The sequence below is a fragment of the Blastococcus sp. CCUG 61487 genome, from assembly GCF_005222955.1.
Taxonomy (GTDB): domain Bacteria; phylum Actinomycetota; class Actinomycetes; order Mycobacteriales; family Geodermatophilaceae; genus Blastococcus.
This window is the reverse complement of record NZ_LWUA01000013.1, coordinates 1-15,659: the sequence shown is the minus strand read 5'-3', so window position 1 is coordinate 15,659 and position 15,659 is coordinate 1. Positions and strand designations below refer to the sequence as shown.

Genomic DNA, 15,659 nt, shown 5'->3' with positions numbered 1-15,659 from the left:
GACGATCCATAGGAGCATCCCCGGGTCAGCTCGGCGCGCCGACCTCGGCCCGGCCGCGGTCGATCACGACGGTGCCGTCGCCGCGCAGCGTGCGGAACACGACGTTCTCGTCGTCGGTCTTCCAGATCCGGACGGTGAGCTCGTCACCGGGCAGCACGGGGGAGCTGAACCGCCCGTACATGGCGCGGAACTTCCCGACGTCGCCGTCCATGGCCGACATGAGCAGCGCGCGGCCGGTGATGCCGTAGGTGCACAGCCCGTGCAGGATCGGCCGCTCGAACCCGGCTCGCGCGGCGAACTTCGGGTCGGAGTGCAGCGGGTTCCGGTCGCCGTTGAGGCGGTAGAGCAGCGCCTGCTCCGGCCGGGTGGTCAGGGTGACCTCCCAGTCGGGCGCGCGGTCGGGCTGCGCCCAGTCGTCGGCCGCGCCGGACTCGTCGGCGGGGGCCTGCTCGCCGCGGATGAAGATGGAGCTGCGGGTCGTGATCAGCGGGGCGCCGTCGGCGTCCACGGCCGACGACGACGTCGTGACGATGGCGCCGCTGCGCTTGCCGACGATGGACTCCACCCGCGCCTGGGCGCGCAGCGTGCCCTCGACCGGCAGGACGCGGTGCAGCCGCACCTCCTGCTCGGCGTGCACGAGCATCGCCCTGTCGAAGTCGCCGATCCCGGCGCTGGGGGCCTGCGCGAGCAGCACCCCGTACGTGGGCAGCACCTGCTGCTCGATGCCGTGGCTGTTCTCGGTGGTGAACTCGAGCTCCTGAGCCGGGTCGCCGAGCCCGGCGCCCACGCCGACGGCGTAGAGCAGGGCGTCCTTCGACGTCCAGCTGCGCTCGTGGACCGGCCCCTCGCGACCGATGGCCGACAGGTCCAGTGGCATGGGGGGATCCGCCTCTCCTCGACTTCCCACGCGGGTCCGCGTGGCCTGGCCAGCATGCCCCACCGTCGCCGAGAGCTCTAGAGCCCTGTTCTAGGATTGCCGGGAGAGTGGGGGAGGCCGAATGTCCTGGTCGACCGCCTCGCGCCCGGACGGGCTCGAGCAGCCGGTCGTCGGCACGTCAGGCGCGGTCAACGTCCCGGAGCCGGCCCTGCCGCCGGTCCCCGACGACGTGCCGGAGCCGGTTCGGGACGACGCCGCCGTGATGCGGCAGGCCTGGCGGACCCTGTCCGTCGTCGGCCTGGCCAGCATGTTCTCCGGCATGTCCAACAGCGCGCTGAACGTCGCGCTGCCGGCCGTGTCGCGGCACTACGAGGCGTCGGCCACCGCGTCGAGCTGGATCCTGCTGTCGTTCATGCTCACCCAGACGCTGCTCATGGTGTCGTTCGGCCGGCTGGCCGACCTCTTCGGCCGCCGGTCGATGTACCTGACCGGGCTGGGCGTCTTCACCGTGGGCAACCTGCTCGCCGGGTTCGCCCCCGATGCCTGGTCGCTGGTCGCCTGCCGGATCCTGCAGGCCGCCGGCGCGGCGATGCTGCTCACCAACAGCGCCGCGCTGGTCACCGGCGCCTTCCCCCGGCACCGGCTGGGCCAGGGGATGGGCATCTACCTGGCGTCGTTCTCCGTCGCCCAGCTGCTCGGCCCGACCCTCGGGGGGTTCCTCGCCGAGCACGTCGGGGTGCAGTGGCTGTTCTGGTTCAACGTGCCGATCGGCATCGGCTGCCTGATCTGGGGGATCGTGGCGCTGCCGCCGGTCCCTCGCTCCGGCGAGCGGCTGTCCCTGGACGTGCCCGGCAACCTGCTGGCGTTCCTCGGCCTCGGCTGCGGGCTGGTCGCGCTCTCCCAGGTCACCTCGCTGGGCTGGTCGGACCCGCTGGTGATCGGCGGGCTGGTCGCGTTCGCCCTCCTGCTGCCGACCTTCATCTGGGTCGAGCGCAAGGTGCGCGACCCGCTCATGGACGTGCGGCTGTTCGAGGACCGCAGCTTCTCCTGGGGGCTGAGCGCCTCCTTCCTCAATGCCATCGGCCAGTTCGGCGTCGTCCTGCTGGTGTCGCTGTACCTGCAGGGCGTGGGCGGTGAGGACGCGCTGTCGGCCGGTATCCAGGTCCTCCCGCTGGCCGTCTCCGCGCTGGTCTTCTCGGCCGGGTCGGGCTTCCTGCAGCGGTGGATCGAGGCGCACACGCTCACCGTGCTCGGCAACGCCGCCACGGCCGCGGGGCTCGCCGTCCTGCTGGTGTTCTCCGGCGACGGCGTCCACTACACCGCCGTCGTGGTCGCGCTGATCCTGGTCGGCGCCGGCTCCGGGTTCTTCATGCCGTCGAACACCCAGGTGCTGCTCTCCTCGATGCCCACCGAGCGGCTCGGCATCGCCAACGGGATGCGCCTGATGCTGCAGAACACCGGCGCCGTCCTGGGCACCGCGGTGATCCTGACCGTGATCACCATGCCGCTGCCGATCGAGCTCCGGCGCTACGTCTTCGCGGGCACCATCTCCGACGTGCCCGGCGACGGCGTCCAGGACCTGGTCACCGGCTACCAGTGGACCTGCATCACGATGCTGGTCATCTGCCTGCTCGCGATGGTGTGCTCGCTGGGCGCCCGCGCGGCCGACCGCCGCGCGGGCACCGTCCGCTGACGGACGGCGGGCCTCACCGCGGGCCCAGCGCCCGCACCATGCCCTCCTGCGCCACGGTCATGACCAGCCGGCCCGTGCGGTCGAAGACCCGGCCGTGCATAAGGGCCCGCCCGTGGCCGGCCCAGCTGCTGGCCTGCTCGTAGCAGAGCCAGTCGTCGACGCGGGCCGGCTCGTGGAACCACACCGCGTGGTCGAGGCTGGCCGCCGCGAGGCCCGGGCCGCCCACCATGCGGGCGTGCGGGGCCAGCGAGGCGGAGAGCAGCAGCATGTCCGAGGCGTAGGCCAGCGCGGCGGTGTGCACCGCGGGCTCGTCCGGGAGGGTCTCCAGCGCGCGGAACCAGAACCGCTGCCGCGGCTCGGCCGCCTCGCCGCGGCCGGCGGCCACCCGGGGCAGCTCGCCGTCGAAGCGGACGTCGAAGGGGTGCCGGCGGGTGAAGCCGTCGAACCACTCGCGCACCGGCCCCTCGGTGAGGACGGCGACCTCCGCGACGGTGGCCAGCGACTCCGGCGTCGGCGCGTCCAGCCGCGGGATCTGGTGGGTGAAGCCGGTCTCGCGGACGTGGAAGGAGGCGCTCACGTCGAGGATGGCGCGGCCGTCCTGCTCGGCGGTCACCCGCCGGGTGCTGTACGAGCCGCCGTCGCGGACCCGCTGCACGTCGAAGTGCGTCGGCGACGACGCCTCGCCGGCCCGCAGGAAGTAGGCGTGCAGGGAGTGCACGGGCCGCTCGGCCTGCACGGTGGCCGCCCCGGCGAGCAGTGCCTGCGCGACGACGGCACCGCCGAACGAGCGCTCGGGGGTGCTGCGCCGGGCGCCGGCCACGAACCTGTCGTCGCCGTCCGCGGTCACGCCGAGCACGGTGCTCAGGCCGCCGTCGTAGGACATCTCATACCTCCGGATCGGACCTTCTTGACGCTCAAATTGAACAGGCGTTCAATTTGTGGCGTAGGACGCACCCCTCGGCCAGGAGGCACGCATGAAGGTGCACATCGATCCGCAACTGTGCCAGGGGCACGGACGCTGCTACGACCTCGTCCCCGACTTGTTCGGCGAGGACGAGGAGGGCTATGCCACCCTGACACCGCTCACCGAGGGCGGCCAGGTGCCGCCCGGCCGCGAGGCCGGCGCGCGGCTCGCCGCCGCGAACTGCCCCGAGTCCGCCATCTCGGTCACCGAGGAGAGCTGACATGGCCGTCGACGAGCGCTCTCCCGAGGCGGTGATCACCGGGCCGGTGGCGGACTGGGCGACCGACTTCTCGCACCTGGAACCGGAGTACGCGGAGAACGCGCACGCGATCTGGGACGAGCTGCGCGCGACCTGCCCGATCGCGCACACCGAGCGGTTCGGGGGCGCCTGGTTGCCCACGCGCTATGAGGACGTCCAGGCGATCGCGTACGACACCGAGCGGTTCTCGTCGCGGCACATCATCATCAGCGACCACCGGCCACCGCTGGACGCCGCCCCGATCGGCGGCGCCCCGCCGATCACGTCGGACCCGCCGTTCCACCACGACGCCCGCAAGCTCCTCCTGCCGGCGTTCACCAAGACGCGGGTGGCCAAGCAGGAGGAGGCGACGAAGGACCTCTGCCACTCGCTCGTCGACGCCTTCGAGGGCTGCGAGGTCGTGGACGCCGCCCGCGAGTACGCCATGCACATCCCCATGCGGGTGATCGCGGACATGCTGGGCTTCCCGCCGGAGGACGGGCCGACGTTCGCCCGGTTCGTCCACGAGATGCTCGAGGCCGTCGACCGGTCCCCGGAGGAGCGGCAGGCATCCACCGAGGAGCTGTTCGACTACCTGCACGAGCAGATCCGCGACCACGTCGCCGACCCCCGCGACGACCTGACCTCCTACCTGATCGAGGCGGAGCTGCACGGCCGCGCGCTGGAGCCGCAGCACGTGGCCGGGATGATGGCGCTGCTCCTTCTCGCCGGCATCGACACCACCTGGAGCATGATCGGCTCCTCGCTCTGGCACCTGGCGCGGAACCCGCAGGACCGCCGGCGGCTCGTGGCCGACCGGGAGCTGCGCGCCACGGCGATGGAGGAGTTCCTCCGCGCCTACGCCCCCGTGACCATGGCCCGCCTGGTCAAGCAGGACATGCGCTGGGGTGGTGTGGACATGAAGGCCGACGACTGGATCCTGCTGGCCTTCCCGGCCGCGAACCGCGATCCCGAGCGGTTCGACCGCGCCGACGAGGTGCTCATCGATCGCGAGGTGAACCGGCACGCCGCCTTCGGTCTGGGGATCCACCGCTGCGTGGGCTCCCACCTGGCCCGCATGGAGCTGCTGGTCGCCCTCGACGTCTGGCTGGACCGGATCCCGGAGTTCGGGCTGGACGAGAGCGCGCCGGTGCGCTGGTCCACCGGTCAGATCCGCGGCCCCCGGGAGCTGCCCATCCGCATCGGCTGACCCGTTCGAGGCCTGTCGTCGCCCTCTTCGGAGGGTGACGGCGAAACAACTCTGCGTGGGGACTTGACTCACGAATTGAATGCATGTTCGATTCGTGCTGTGGGACGCATCGCGGGAGCCAACGGCGTGGAGACGCGCCGGCGCCTGCTGCGTGCTGCCGCCGACGTCTTCGCCCGCCGCGGCTACGACGGCACCCGGGTCGCCGACATCGCCGCGGAAGCCGGGCTGAGCAACAGCGCGCTCTACGCGTACTTCACCTCCAAGGCCGAACTGCTGCTCGGCGCCCTGCGCACCCACGGCCGGCGGCCGCTGGCCGAGCTGGTCGAGGCCGAGCCCGACCGCTCGATCGTGGACCTGTTCCTGCGCACCGGCGCCGACCTGCGGGAGACGCCGCAGGCCGACCGGTACCTCGTCATCGAGGCGCTGGTGGCCGCGCGGCACGATCCCGAGGTGGCGTCGGCGATGACCGACTACGTGCGCGAGCGCGCCGAGTGGATGACCGGGCTGATCGAGCAGGCGCAGCTGCGCGGCGAGATCGACGCCACCGTCTCCCCGCGCGCCATCGCCCACCTGGCGACGGCGCTCGGGATCGGCAGCACGCTGCTCACCACTGATCTTCACGACGTGACCGACGAGGAATGGACAGCGCTGCTGACCCGCGTCATCACGAGTGTCGCCCGTACCGAAGAACAGATGGGAACCCGTACATGAAGGTGCAGATCGACTCGAACCTCTGCCAGGGGCACGGCCGCTGCTACGACCTCGCCCCGGACCTGTTCGGCGAGGACGAGGAGGGCTACGCCACGCTCACCGAGCTCACCGCGGGCGGCACGGTGCCGCCGGGCCGGGAGGACGACGTCCGCCTCGCTGCCGCCAACTGTCCCGAGTCCGCCGTACTGGTCACCGAGGAGAACTGACATGACCGTCGACGACAGGTTCACCGACTACCCCTTCCAGCAGGCGGATCCCGACACCGTCGTCCAGTTCGAGGTGATGGACGGCCCGGTCACCGACTGGGCCACCGACTTCTCGCACATGGACGAGGAGTACGCGGCCAACGCCCACGAGATCTGGGACGACCTGCGCGAGCGCTGCCCCATCGCGCGCTCCGAGCGCTTCGGCGGCACCTGGCTGCCCACCCGCTACGAGGACGTCGCGGCGATCGCCTACGACACCGAGAACTTCACCTCCCGGCACATCATCGTGGGCAACTTCCGGCCCCCGATGGACCTCGCGCCGGTCGGGAGCGTGCCCCCGATCTCGTCCGACCCGCCGTTCCACCACGACGCGCGCAAGCTGCTGCTGCCGGCGTTCACCAAGACGAACACCGCCAAGCAGGAGCCGACCACGCGGGCGTTCTGCCACTCGCTGATCGACGCCTTCGAGGGTCGTGACGTCGTCGACGCGGCGACGGAGTACGCGATGCACATCCCGGTCCGGGTGATCGCCGACATGCTCGGGTTCCCGACCGAGGACACCCCGAAGTTCAAGGTCTTCGTGGAGAACGCCCTCGAGGGGATCAACCGCTCTCCCGAGGAGCGGCAGGCGTCCACCGAGGAGCTGTTCACCTACATCCTCGAGCAGATCCGCGACCACGTGGAGAACCCGCGGGACGACCTGACGACCTACCTGATCAACGCCGAGCTGTACGGGGAGAAGCTGTCCCCGCAGCACGTCGCCGGCACGATGATCCTGCTGCTCATCGCCGGCATCGACACGACGTGGAGCGCGATCGGCGCCTCGCTCTGGCACCTCGCGGAGAACCCCGAGGACCGCAAGCGCCTGGTCGCGGAGCCGGAGCTGCGGGCGACCGCGGTCGAGGAGTTCCTGCGCGCCTACGCGCCGGTCACCATGGCCCGCCTGGTCAAGGAGGACGTGGAGCTCGGTGGCGTGAAGATGAAGAAGGAGGACTGGGTCCTCCTGCCCTTCCCGGCCGCCAACCGTGACCCGGAGCGCTTCGAGGACGCCGACAAGGTGATCATCGACCGCGAGGTCAACCGGCACGCGGCGTTCGGGCTGGGCATCCACCGCTGCGCGGGCTCGCACCTGGCCCGCATGGAGCTGCGCGTCGCCCTCGACGTCTGGCTGGACCGGATCCCCGAGTTCACGCTGGCCGACCCGGACGGCGTGCGGTGGTCCACCGGGCAGATCCGGGGTCCGCGGGCGCTGCCGATGCGCATCGGCTGACACTCCCGGAGCCCCGGCGCCGTTCCGTACGGTGGCCGGGGCTCCGGCATGTCCAGAACCGTCAGCACCTCACGACAGCAAGGGATCGACTCGTGACCAGTCCGACAGTCGTCGTCGGCACGTCCGTCGGCGGCGTCCGCACCGCCCAGGCGCTCCGGCGGGAGGGCCATGCCGGCCGGATCGTCCTCGTCGGCGAGGAGTCGCACGCCCCGTACGACAAGCCGCCGCTGTCCAAGCAGTACCTCGCGGGGGAGTGGGAGCCCGAACGGCTCGCCCTGCTGACCGAGGAGGCCGCCGCCGCCGCGGACGTCGAACTGCGCCTGGGCGTCGCGGCGGTCCGCCTCGACGTCGCCGCGCGGCAGGTGCTGCTCGCCGACGGCAGCGCGCTGGACTTCGACCACGTCGTCGTCGCCACGGGCGCCACCGCCCGGCCCTCGCCGTGGCACGCCGAGTCGGGCGTGCACGTCATCCGCACGCTGGCCGACGTCGACGGGCTGCGGGCGGATCTCGCCGCGGGCGGCCCGGTGGTCGTGGTCGGCGGGGGCGTCATCGGCGCCGAGGCGGCGGCGACCATCCGCGGGCTCGGCCACGAGGTGACGATGGTCGATCCCCTCGCCACCCCGCTGGCCCGGATCGTCGGGCCCGAGGTCGGCCGGCCGCTGGAGGAGCTGCACCGCAGGCGCGGCGTCGACACCCGCTTCGGCGTGGGCGTCGAAGCGATCGAGGGGAAGGCCGGCGACCTCACCGTCCGGCTCACCGACGGCACCGTGCTGTCCGCCGCCACGGTGCTGGTCGGCATCGGCGCGGTCCCGAACGACGGGTGGCTCGCCGACTCCGGGCTGCTCGTCGACAACGGCGTCGTCTGCGACAGGTTCTGCCGCGCCGTCGACTCCGATCGCGTGTGGGCGGTGGGCGACGTCGCCCGCTGGCAGGACCCGCGCCACCCCGCCGAGCGGCGGGTGGAGCACTGGACCAACGCCGTCGAGCAGGCGGCCGTGGTGGCGCACAACATCGTCCACCCGGACGACCTGCAGGCCTACGCGCCGCTGGACTACGTCTGGAGCGACCAGTACGACTGGAAGATGCAGATCGTCGGTCACGTCGCGCGGGGTGCCCGCCACGAGATCGTCGGCGACCTGTCCGCGGACCCGGCCAGGGGGGCGGTCCTCTACGCCGACGACGACGGCCGGTTGGCCGGCGCGGTGACCGTCAACTGGCCCAAGGTCACCGTGGCCAGCCGCCGCGCGCTGGGCCCGGGCATCGACTTCGACGAGTTCCTCGCCCAGGTCCACGCCCTGCCCGCCAAGGCGCCGACGCCTCGCTGACGGAACACCGAAGCCCGGGGACGACGTCGTCCCCGGGCTTCTGCGCGTCATGCTGCGGTCAGCCGTGCAGCGTCGCCCGGAACTTCGCGCAGGTCTCGTCGATGGCCGCCTGCGCGGCGGGGGAGACGGTGCCCATGTCGAAGAAGCCGTGGATGAGCCCGTCGTAGCGGGTCACGTCGACCTGCACGCCGGCCGCCTTCAGCGCCTCGCCGTAGGCCTCACCCTCGTCGCGCAGCGGGTCGTACTCCGCGGTGACGATGACCGTCGGCGGCTGGGCGGCGAGGTTCGCGCCGTGCAGCGGGGCCAGGCGCGGGTCCTTCGCGTCCTCCCACGCGCCGGCGTAGTGGCCGTAGAACCAGTCCATCGTCGGCTGCTCGAGGAAGTAGCCCTTGGCGTTCTCCACCCGCGAGGCGTACTCGCCCTCCGCGTCGACGGCGGGGTAGATGAGCAGCTGACCGGTGAGGGTGGTGCCCTCCGCGTGCAGCACCTGCGAGACGACGGCGGAGAGGTTGCCGCCCGCGCTGTCACCGGCGACGGCCAGCCGGTCGTCCCCGCCGAACCCGTCGAGGTTCGCGGCGACCCACCGCGCCGAGGCGACGGCGTCCTCGGCGGCGGCCGGGAAGGGGTGCTCGGGCGCCAGCCGGTAGTCGACGGAGACGACGACGGCCTCGGCGCCCCGGCAGACGTGCCGGGCCATGTTGTCGTGCGTCTCCAGGTCGCCGATCACCCAGCCTCCGCCGTGGAAGAAGACGACGGTCGGGAAGGGGCCCTCACCCTCGGGCCGGTAGACCCGTGCCGCGAGATCGCCCTCGGCGCCCGGGACGGTGATGTCCTCGGTGCTGCCGACGGGGACCACCTGCTCCGGGCTGCGCAGCCCGGTGGTCATCGCCAGGTACTGCGCCCGGCCGACGTCCGGCGTCGACTCGTACATGGGTGGCATGTCGGCCTGCTCGGCCATGGCGAGCAGGGCGGCGATGTGCTGGTCGACCGGCACGGGTTCTCCTGTTCTCGGAGCGGGTGGGGTGCGAGTTCTCGAAGCGGTGGGCGGAGAGCGGTGGATCAGCGGTAGACGAGGCCGTCGTCGAGGTCGGCCGTGGGGAGGACGGCCCGCTCCTCGCTGTACTCCTTGTGGTGCGTCCACGGCTCCCGGTCGCCGCGCTTGTACATCCGGTGCTGGGAGCGCATCACGTAGCCGGGGTTGAAGTTCTCCGGGTCCGACCACGGCAGCAGTGGCATGTCGGCGTCCTCCGGCCGCAGCCTGGGGACGACGGTCCGGTGACCGCGCTCGTCCATCCGGTCGAGCAGCCGGCACACGAACTCGCTGACCAGGTCCGCCCGCAGGGTCCAGCTGGCCCGGAAGTAGCCGAACACGTAGGCCATGTTCGGCACGCCGGTGATCATGATCCCGCGGTAGGTGACCTGCTGGGTGAAGTCGACCGGCTCGCCGTCCACGGTGAAGGCGACGTTGCCGAACAGCGACAGGTCGAAGCCCGTGGCGGTCACGATGATGTCGGCCTCGAGCTCCTCGCCGGAGGCCAGCCGGATGCCGGTCGGGGTGAAGGTCTCGATGGTGTCGGTGACCACCGAGGCGGTGCCCTCGCGCAGGGCGGTGAACAGGTCGCCCTCCGGCAGCGCGGCCAGCCGCTGCTGCCAGGGCCGGTAGGTCGGGTTGAAGTGCTTGTCGATGTCGAAGTCCTCCGGCAGGAGGGGGCGCATCGAGTCGATGAGGAACTCGCGGAGGACGTCGGGGGTCTCCTTCGCCATCCGCATGACCTCCTCGCCCTGGGTCACCGAGGCGCGGCGCATGATCTCGTGGATCCACTCCGGATCGACGTCCAGCGCCCGCAGCTGCGCGGCCAGCTCGGCGACCTTCGGCCGGGCGATGAAGAACGTGGGCGAGCGCTGGAGCATCGTGACGTGCTTGGCCTGCTCGGCGAGCGCCGGCACGAGCGTCGCGGCGGTCGCGCCGGAGCCGATGACGACGACGCGCTTGCCGGTGGTGTCGAGGTCCTCCGGCCAGTGCTGCGGGTGCACGATCTGCCCGGTGAACGCGTCCATCCCCGGCCACTGCGGCCGGTAGGGCTGCTCGTGGTCGTAGTAGCCCTGGCACATCCAGAGGAAGTCGGTGGTGAAGCGCAGCTGCTCGCCGGTGTCCTCCCGGGACACCTCGACGGTCCAGCGGTGGTCCTCCGACGACCAGCTCGCCGCGATCACCCGGTGCCGGTAGCGGATCTTCCCGGCCAGGTCGTTCTCCTCGATGACCTCGTCGAGGTAGGCGAGGATCTCCTCGCCCGAGGCGATCGAGGGGCCGCGCCACGGCTTGAAGCCGTAGCCGAACGTGAACAGGTCGCTGTCCGAGCGGACGCCCGGGTACTTGTGCGTCCACCAGGTGCCGCCGCGGGCCTCGAGCGCGTCGAGGAGGACGAAGCTGCTGCCGGGCCGGCGCTGCTGGAGGTGGTAGGCGGCGCCGATGCCGGAGATGCCCGCCCCCACGATGAGGACGTCGACGTGCTCGACGGCGGCGGCCGCGGGGCGGCTCTCGGGGGACTCGATCGTGGTCATGCCGTACTCCTCGCCGCCGTGTGATGCACGTCGCGAACCTACCGGCGCCCCCTCCGAAATGCTAGAACGTCGCTCTGATTCGAGGGGCCGCTCCGCGTGCTCCGGAGCCGCCGTGCAGCGCTCCAGCCGCCGTGTGCGCCGGCTTCAGCGGCCGCACGGTGGCTCTCGGCGGGTTCGGCAGGTGACCGGAGGCGCGCCGGACGAGATACGTGGACGTCCTACTACTTTCGCCGTACCGTGCGGGCACGCCCCCGGAAGCCGCACGCCGACGCCCGGCCGCCGCGGCACCGGGCACCTCGACGAGGAGTGCCATGAGCCAGCCCGCGCCGACGCTGCTCGTGCCCGCCCACCCCGTGCGGTTCGTGACCGCGGCCAGCCTCTTCGACGGGCACGACGCGTCGATCAACATCATGCGGCGGATGCTGCAGAGCCAGGGTGCGGAGGTGGTGCACCTCGGTCACGACCGCAGCGTGGACGCCGTCGTCCGCGCGGCGCTCGAGGAGGACGTGCAGGGCGTCGCCATCTCCTCCTACCAGGGCGGCCACGTCGAGTACTTCGGCTACCTCGTCGATCGGCTCCGGGAGGAGGGCGCCGGGCACGTGCAGGTGTTCGGCGGCGGGGGAGGGGTGATCGTCCCCGAGGAGATCGCCGCGCTCCGGGAGCGGGGCGTGACCATCTTCGCGCCCGAGGCCGGTCAGCGGCTCGGCCTGCCCGGGATGATCAACGAGCTGATCCGCGCCTGCGACGTCGACCTGGCCGACCGGGCGCCGGACGTCGACGCGGTGGTCGGAGGCTCTCCGTCGGCGCTGGCCCGGGCCATCACGGTGCTGGAGAGCGGGCGCTCGCCGGAGCTGGCCGCCGCGCTGCGGGACGTCTCCGCGAGCCGGCAGGTCCCGGTCCTCGGCATCACCGGCACGGGGGGCTCGGGGAAGTCCTCGCTGACCGACGAGCTGCTGCGCCGGCTGCGGCGCGACCAGGAGGACAAGCTGCGGGTCGCCGTCGTCGCGATCGACCCGACCCGCCGGCGCGGCGGTGGCGCGCTGCTCGGCGACCGGATCCGCATGAACGCCCTGGACTCCGACTCCACCCGGACCTTCTTCCGCTCGATGGCCACCCGGACCGCGGGGGCGGAGGTGCCCGACCACCTCGACGACGTCCTCGCCGCGGTGAAGGCGGCCGGCTTCGACCTGGTCATCGTCGAGACGCCGGGGATCGGGCAGGGGGACGCGGCGATCGTCCCGTTCAGCGACGTCTCGCTGTACGTCATGACGCCGGAGTTCGGCGCGGCCTCGCAGCTCGAGAAGATCGACATGCTCGACCTCGCGGACGTCGTCGCCATCAACAAGTTCGAGCGCCGGGGCGCCGAGGACGCCCGCCGCGACGTCGCCCGGCAGATGGTGCGCAACCGGGAGGCGTTCGGCGTCCCGTGGGAGCAGATGCCGGTCTTCGGCACCAGCGCCGCGCGCTTCGACGACGACGGCGTCACCGCGCTCTACCAGCACCTGCGCGGTCTGCTCGCGGAGAAAGGGCTGGCCGTGGGCAGCGGCGTGCTGCCGCACGTCGACGTGCGGGCGTCGTCGGGGCTGAGCAGCGTCGTCCCGTCGTCGCGGGCGCGGTACCTCGCCGACATCGCCGACGCCGTCCGGGGCTACCACCGCACCACCGCCGACCAGGCCGAAGCGGTGCGCCGTCGTCAGCACCTGCGGAGCACCCTCGCCCTGCTGGGCGACGACCCGGCCGCGGCGCGGGTCGAGGAGTTGCTCGCCGCGGCCGACCGCGAGGTGCGGCCCGAGGTGCGCGAGCTCCTCGACGGCTGGCCCGACCGGGTCGAGGAGTACAGCGGCGACGAGCTCGTCTACCGGGTGCGGGACAGGGAGATCTCCACGCCGCTGGTCCGCGAGACCCTGTCCGGCACGAAGGTGCGCCGGGTGGCGCTGCCCCGCACCGGCGACCAGGCCGAGCTGCTCCGGTTCCTGCGCGCGGAGAACCTGCCGGGCTTCTACCCGTTCACCGCCGGCGTCTTCCCGTTCAAGCGGGAGGGCGAGGCGCCGGCCCGGATGTTCGCCGGCGAGGGCGATGCCTTCCGCACCAACCGGCGGTTCAAGCTGCTGTCGGCCGGCAGCGAGGCGACCCGGCTGTCGACGGCGTTCGACTCGGTGACCCTCTACGGCCGCGACCCCGACCCGCGCCCCGACGTCTACGGCAAGGTCGGGACGTCGGGTGTCTCCATCGCGACGCTCGAGGATATGAAGGTCCTCTACTCCGGCTTCGACCTGTGCGCGCCCACGACGTCGGTGTCCATGACGATCAACGGCCCGGCGCCGACCATCCTGGCGATGTTCCTCAACACCGCCATCGACCAGCGGCTGGACGCCTTCCGCGAGGAGGAGGGGCGCGAGCCCGACGCGGCGGAGGCCGAGGAGCTCCGCGCCTGGGTGCTGGCCAACGTCCGCGGCACCGTGCAGGCCGACATCCTCAAGGAGGACCAGGGGCAGAACACCTGCATCTTCTCCACCGAGTTCGCGCTGCGGGCGATGGGCGACATCCAGCAGTGGTTCATCGACCACGGCGTCCGGAACTTCTACTCGGTCTCGATCTCCGGGTACCACATCGCCGAGGCGGGAGCGAACCCGATCAGCCAGCTCGCCTTCACGCTGGCCAACGGATTCACCTACGTGGAGAGCTACCTCGCCCGCGGGATGGACATCGACGACTTCGCGCCGAACCTGTCCTTCTTCTTCTCCAACGGGATGGACGCCGAGTACTCGGTCATCGGCCGGGTCGCCCGCCGGATCTGGGCGGTGGCGATGAAGGAGCGCTACGGCGCCGGCGAGCGGTCGCAGAAGCTCAAGTACCACGTCCAGACGTCGGGCCGGTCGCTGCACGCGCAGGAGATGGACTTCAACGACATCCGCACCACGCTGCAGGCGCTCTGCGCGATCTACGACAACGCCAACAGCCTGCACACCAACGCCTACGACGAGGCGGTGACCACCCCGAGCGAGCAGTCGGTGCGCCGGGCGCTGGCGATCCAGATGATCATCGACAAGGAGTGGGGGCTGGCCGGCAACGAGAACCCGCTGCAGGGCTCCTACGTCATCGAGGAGCTCACCGAGCTCGTCGAGGAGGCGGTGCTGGCCGAGTTCGACCGGATCGCCGAGCGCGGCGGCGTGCTGGGCGCGATGGAGACCGGCTACCAGCGCGGCCGCATCCAGGACGAGTCGATGCTCTACGAGCACCGCAAGCACGACGGCAGCCTGCCGATCGTCGGCGTCAACACCTTCCTGCCCGAGCACCGCGACGACCAGCCGCGCGCGCTGGAACTGGCCCGCGCCACCGAGGCGGAGAAGCAGTCGCAGCTGGAGCGGCTGGCCGCGTTCAAGGCGCAGCACGCCAGCGACGCGCCGGCCGCGCTGGCCCGGCTGCAGGAGGTGGCGATCGCGGGCGGCAACGTCTTCGCCGAGCTGATGGAGACGGTGCGGTCGTGCACCCTCGGGCAGATCAGCGAGGCGTTCTTCGAGGTGGGCGGCCAGTACCGGCGCAATGTCTGAGGGCCGAAAGCACGCTTTCGGCCCTCGGGACGACCTGGGAACGGCGGTCGAGCTGCCGGCGCCGCCGCGGCGGATCGTCTCGCTCGTCCCGTCGCTGACCGAGGCGCTCGCGGCCACGGTGCCCGAGCGGCTGGTCGGCGCCACCGACTGGTGCACCCACCCGGCCGACCTCGATGTCGCCCGCGTCCGGGGCACCAAGAACCCCGACAGGGCCGCGATCGCCGCGCTCGCGCCGGACCTGGTCGTCGCCAACCAGGAGGAGAACCGGAAACTCGACGTGGAGCGGCTGCGCGCGGCCGGCATCCCGGTCTGGGTGACGGTCATCCAGACGCTCGACGAGGCGCTGGCCTCGATGCGCCGGCTGCTCACCGAGGTCCTCGCCGTCGACGAGCCCGGGTGGCTGACGACGGCGGCCGACGAGTGGGCACGGCCGGCCCCAGCGCCGGAGCTCCGCGTGCTGGTGCCGATCTGGCGGGACCCCTGGATGGCCGTCGGTCCGCGCACCTTCACCGGAGACCTGCTGCGCCGGCTCGGCCTCCGCACTGTCGTCGACGACCCCGAGCAGCGGTATCCACGGTTCGAGCCGGCCGAGCGGCCGGACGTCGACGTCGTCCTGCTGCCGGACGAGCCGTACGTGTTCACCGCCGACGACGGCCCCGAGGCCTTCCCGGACGTCCGCTCGGTGCTGGTCTCCGGCCGGGACCTCACCTGGTACGGGCCGTCGCTGGCGACCGCGCGGAGCCGGCTGCTCGACGCGACGAGGGGCTGACCCCGGCGGGCGATCTCCGTCAAGGAACCGGCTGGTCAGGTCGATGGACCGGGTGGTCCGCCCGGTGAAGGCCCTGCACGGCCGCGCCGACGCAGGGATGCTGGGGCGCGGACCGCAGGCCGAGCTGGAGGTGGGGGAGTGCACCGGGATCCGGGAGCGCGAGGAACGGCACGCCGTCGGGTGGCGCGCCGCGCGGCCGTCGTCGCGGTGGCCGCCGCGCTGTTGGCGGGCGCCGCCCCCGGCGCGGCCTCGGCGGCCCCCGGTGACGCCGAGGTCGCCGAGG

Annotated in this window: 13 protein-coding genes; 9 read left to right on the top strand and 4 right to left on the bottom strand. The window is 72.2% G+C overall.

Annotated elements, in window-relative coordinates:
• Positions 1-25: 25 nt before the first annotated feature.
• Positions 26-877: a MaoC family dehydratase gene (locus tag A6V29_RS01365; protein ID WP_137158614.1), complete on the bottom strand. Its 852-nt coding sequence runs from the start codon at positions 875-877 to the stop codon at positions 26-28.
• Between the two features lie 121 nt (positions 878-998).
• Between A6V29_RS01365 and A6V29_RS01360 the strand changes: the two genes are divergently transcribed.
• The gene (locus A6V29_RS01360) at positions 999-2,570 is read left to right on the top strand and encodes an MFS transporter (RefSeq protein WP_137158613.1); all 1,572 of its coding nucleotides are present in this window, start codon (positions 999-1,001) and stop codon (positions 2,568-2,570) included.
• A 13-nt stretch (positions 2,571-2,583) separates the two neighbouring features.
• Here the strand turns inward: A6V29_RS01360 and A6V29_RS01355 are convergent, their stop codons facing one another.
• Positions 2,584-3,453 (bottom strand): acyl-CoA thioesterase, encoded by an 870-nt coding sequence (locus A6V29_RS01355; protein WP_137158612.1) that lies wholly within the window; start codon positions 3,451-3,453, stop codon positions 2,584-2,586.
• Positions 3,454-3,544: 91 nt separating this feature from the next.
• Between A6V29_RS01355 and A6V29_RS01350 the strand changes: the two genes are divergently transcribed.
• The 6 genes from A6V29_RS01350 (at position 3,545) to A6V29_RS01325 (ending at position 8,494) form a co-directional block, all read left to right on the top strand.
• Entirely contained in the window at positions 3,545-3,754 is a 210-nt protein-coding gene (locus A6V29_RS01350) for a ferredoxin (RefSeq protein WP_137158611.1), read from the top strand.
• A gap of 1 nt (position 3,755) precedes the next feature.
• The gene (locus tag A6V29_RS01345; protein ID WP_137158610.1) at positions 3,756-4,982 is read left to right on the top strand and encodes a cytochrome P450; all 1,227 of its coding nucleotides are present in this window, start codon (positions 3,756-3,758) and stop codon (positions 4,980-4,982) included.
• Positions 4,983-5,081: 99 nt separating this feature from the next.
• Positions 5,082-5,693, top strand: coding sequence for a TetR family transcriptional regulator (locus A6V29_RS01340; protein ID WP_249932913.1), 612 nt, complete (start codon positions 5,082-5,084; stop codon positions 5,691-5,693).
• Positions 5,690-5,899 (top strand): ferredoxin, encoded by a 210-nt coding sequence (locus A6V29_RS01335; RefSeq protein WP_137158609.1) that lies wholly within the window; start codon positions 5,690-5,692, stop codon positions 5,897-5,899. The genes A6V29_RS01340 and A6V29_RS01335 overlap by 4 nt, the downstream gene beginning before the upstream one ends.
• A gap of 1 nt (position 5,900) precedes the next feature.
• Positions 5,901-7,169, top strand: a complete 1,269-nt coding sequence (locus tag A6V29_RS01330; protein ID WP_137158608.1) for a cytochrome P450 — start codon at positions 5,901-5,903, stop codon at positions 7,167-7,169.
• Positions 7,170-7,261: 92 nt separating this feature from the next.
• Positions 7,262-8,494, top strand: a complete 1,233-nt coding sequence (locus A6V29_RS01325) for an NAD(P)/FAD-dependent oxidoreductase (RefSeq protein ID WP_137158607.1) — start codon at positions 7,262-7,264, stop codon at positions 8,492-8,494.
• A 58-nt stretch (positions 8,495-8,552) separates the two neighbouring features.
• Here the strand turns inward: A6V29_RS01325 and lipP1 are convergent, their stop codons facing one another.
• Positions 8,553-9,488: a LipP1 family hormone-sensitive lipase gene (lipP1, locus tag A6V29_RS01320; protein WP_137158606.1), complete on the bottom strand. Its 936-nt coding sequence runs from the start codon at positions 9,486-9,488 to the stop codon at positions 8,553-8,555.
• A gap of 65 nt (positions 9,489-9,553) precedes the next feature.
• Entirely contained in the window at positions 9,554-11,056 is a 1,503-nt protein-coding gene (locus A6V29_RS01315) for a flavin-containing monooxygenase (protein WP_137158605.1), read from the bottom strand.
• Positions 11,057-11,367: 311 nt separating this feature from the next.
• Between A6V29_RS01315 and icmF the strand changes: the two genes are divergently transcribed.
• Both icmF and A6V29_RS01305 read left to right on the top strand, forming a co-directional pair.
• On the top strand, positions 11,368-14,607 hold the full coding sequence (gene icmF, locus A6V29_RS01310) for a fused isobutyryl-CoA mutase/GTPase IcmF (protein WP_137158604.1): 3,240 nt from the start codon (positions 11,368-11,370) through the stop codon (positions 14,605-14,607).
• Positions 14,600-15,376, top strand: coding sequence for a helical backbone metal receptor (locus tag A6V29_RS01305; RefSeq protein WP_137158603.1), 777 nt, complete (start codon positions 14,600-14,602; stop codon positions 15,374-15,376). Before icmF ends, A6V29_RS01305 begins: the two co-directional genes overlap by 8 nt.
• The last annotated feature ends 283 nt before the right edge of the window (positions 15,377-15,659 follow it).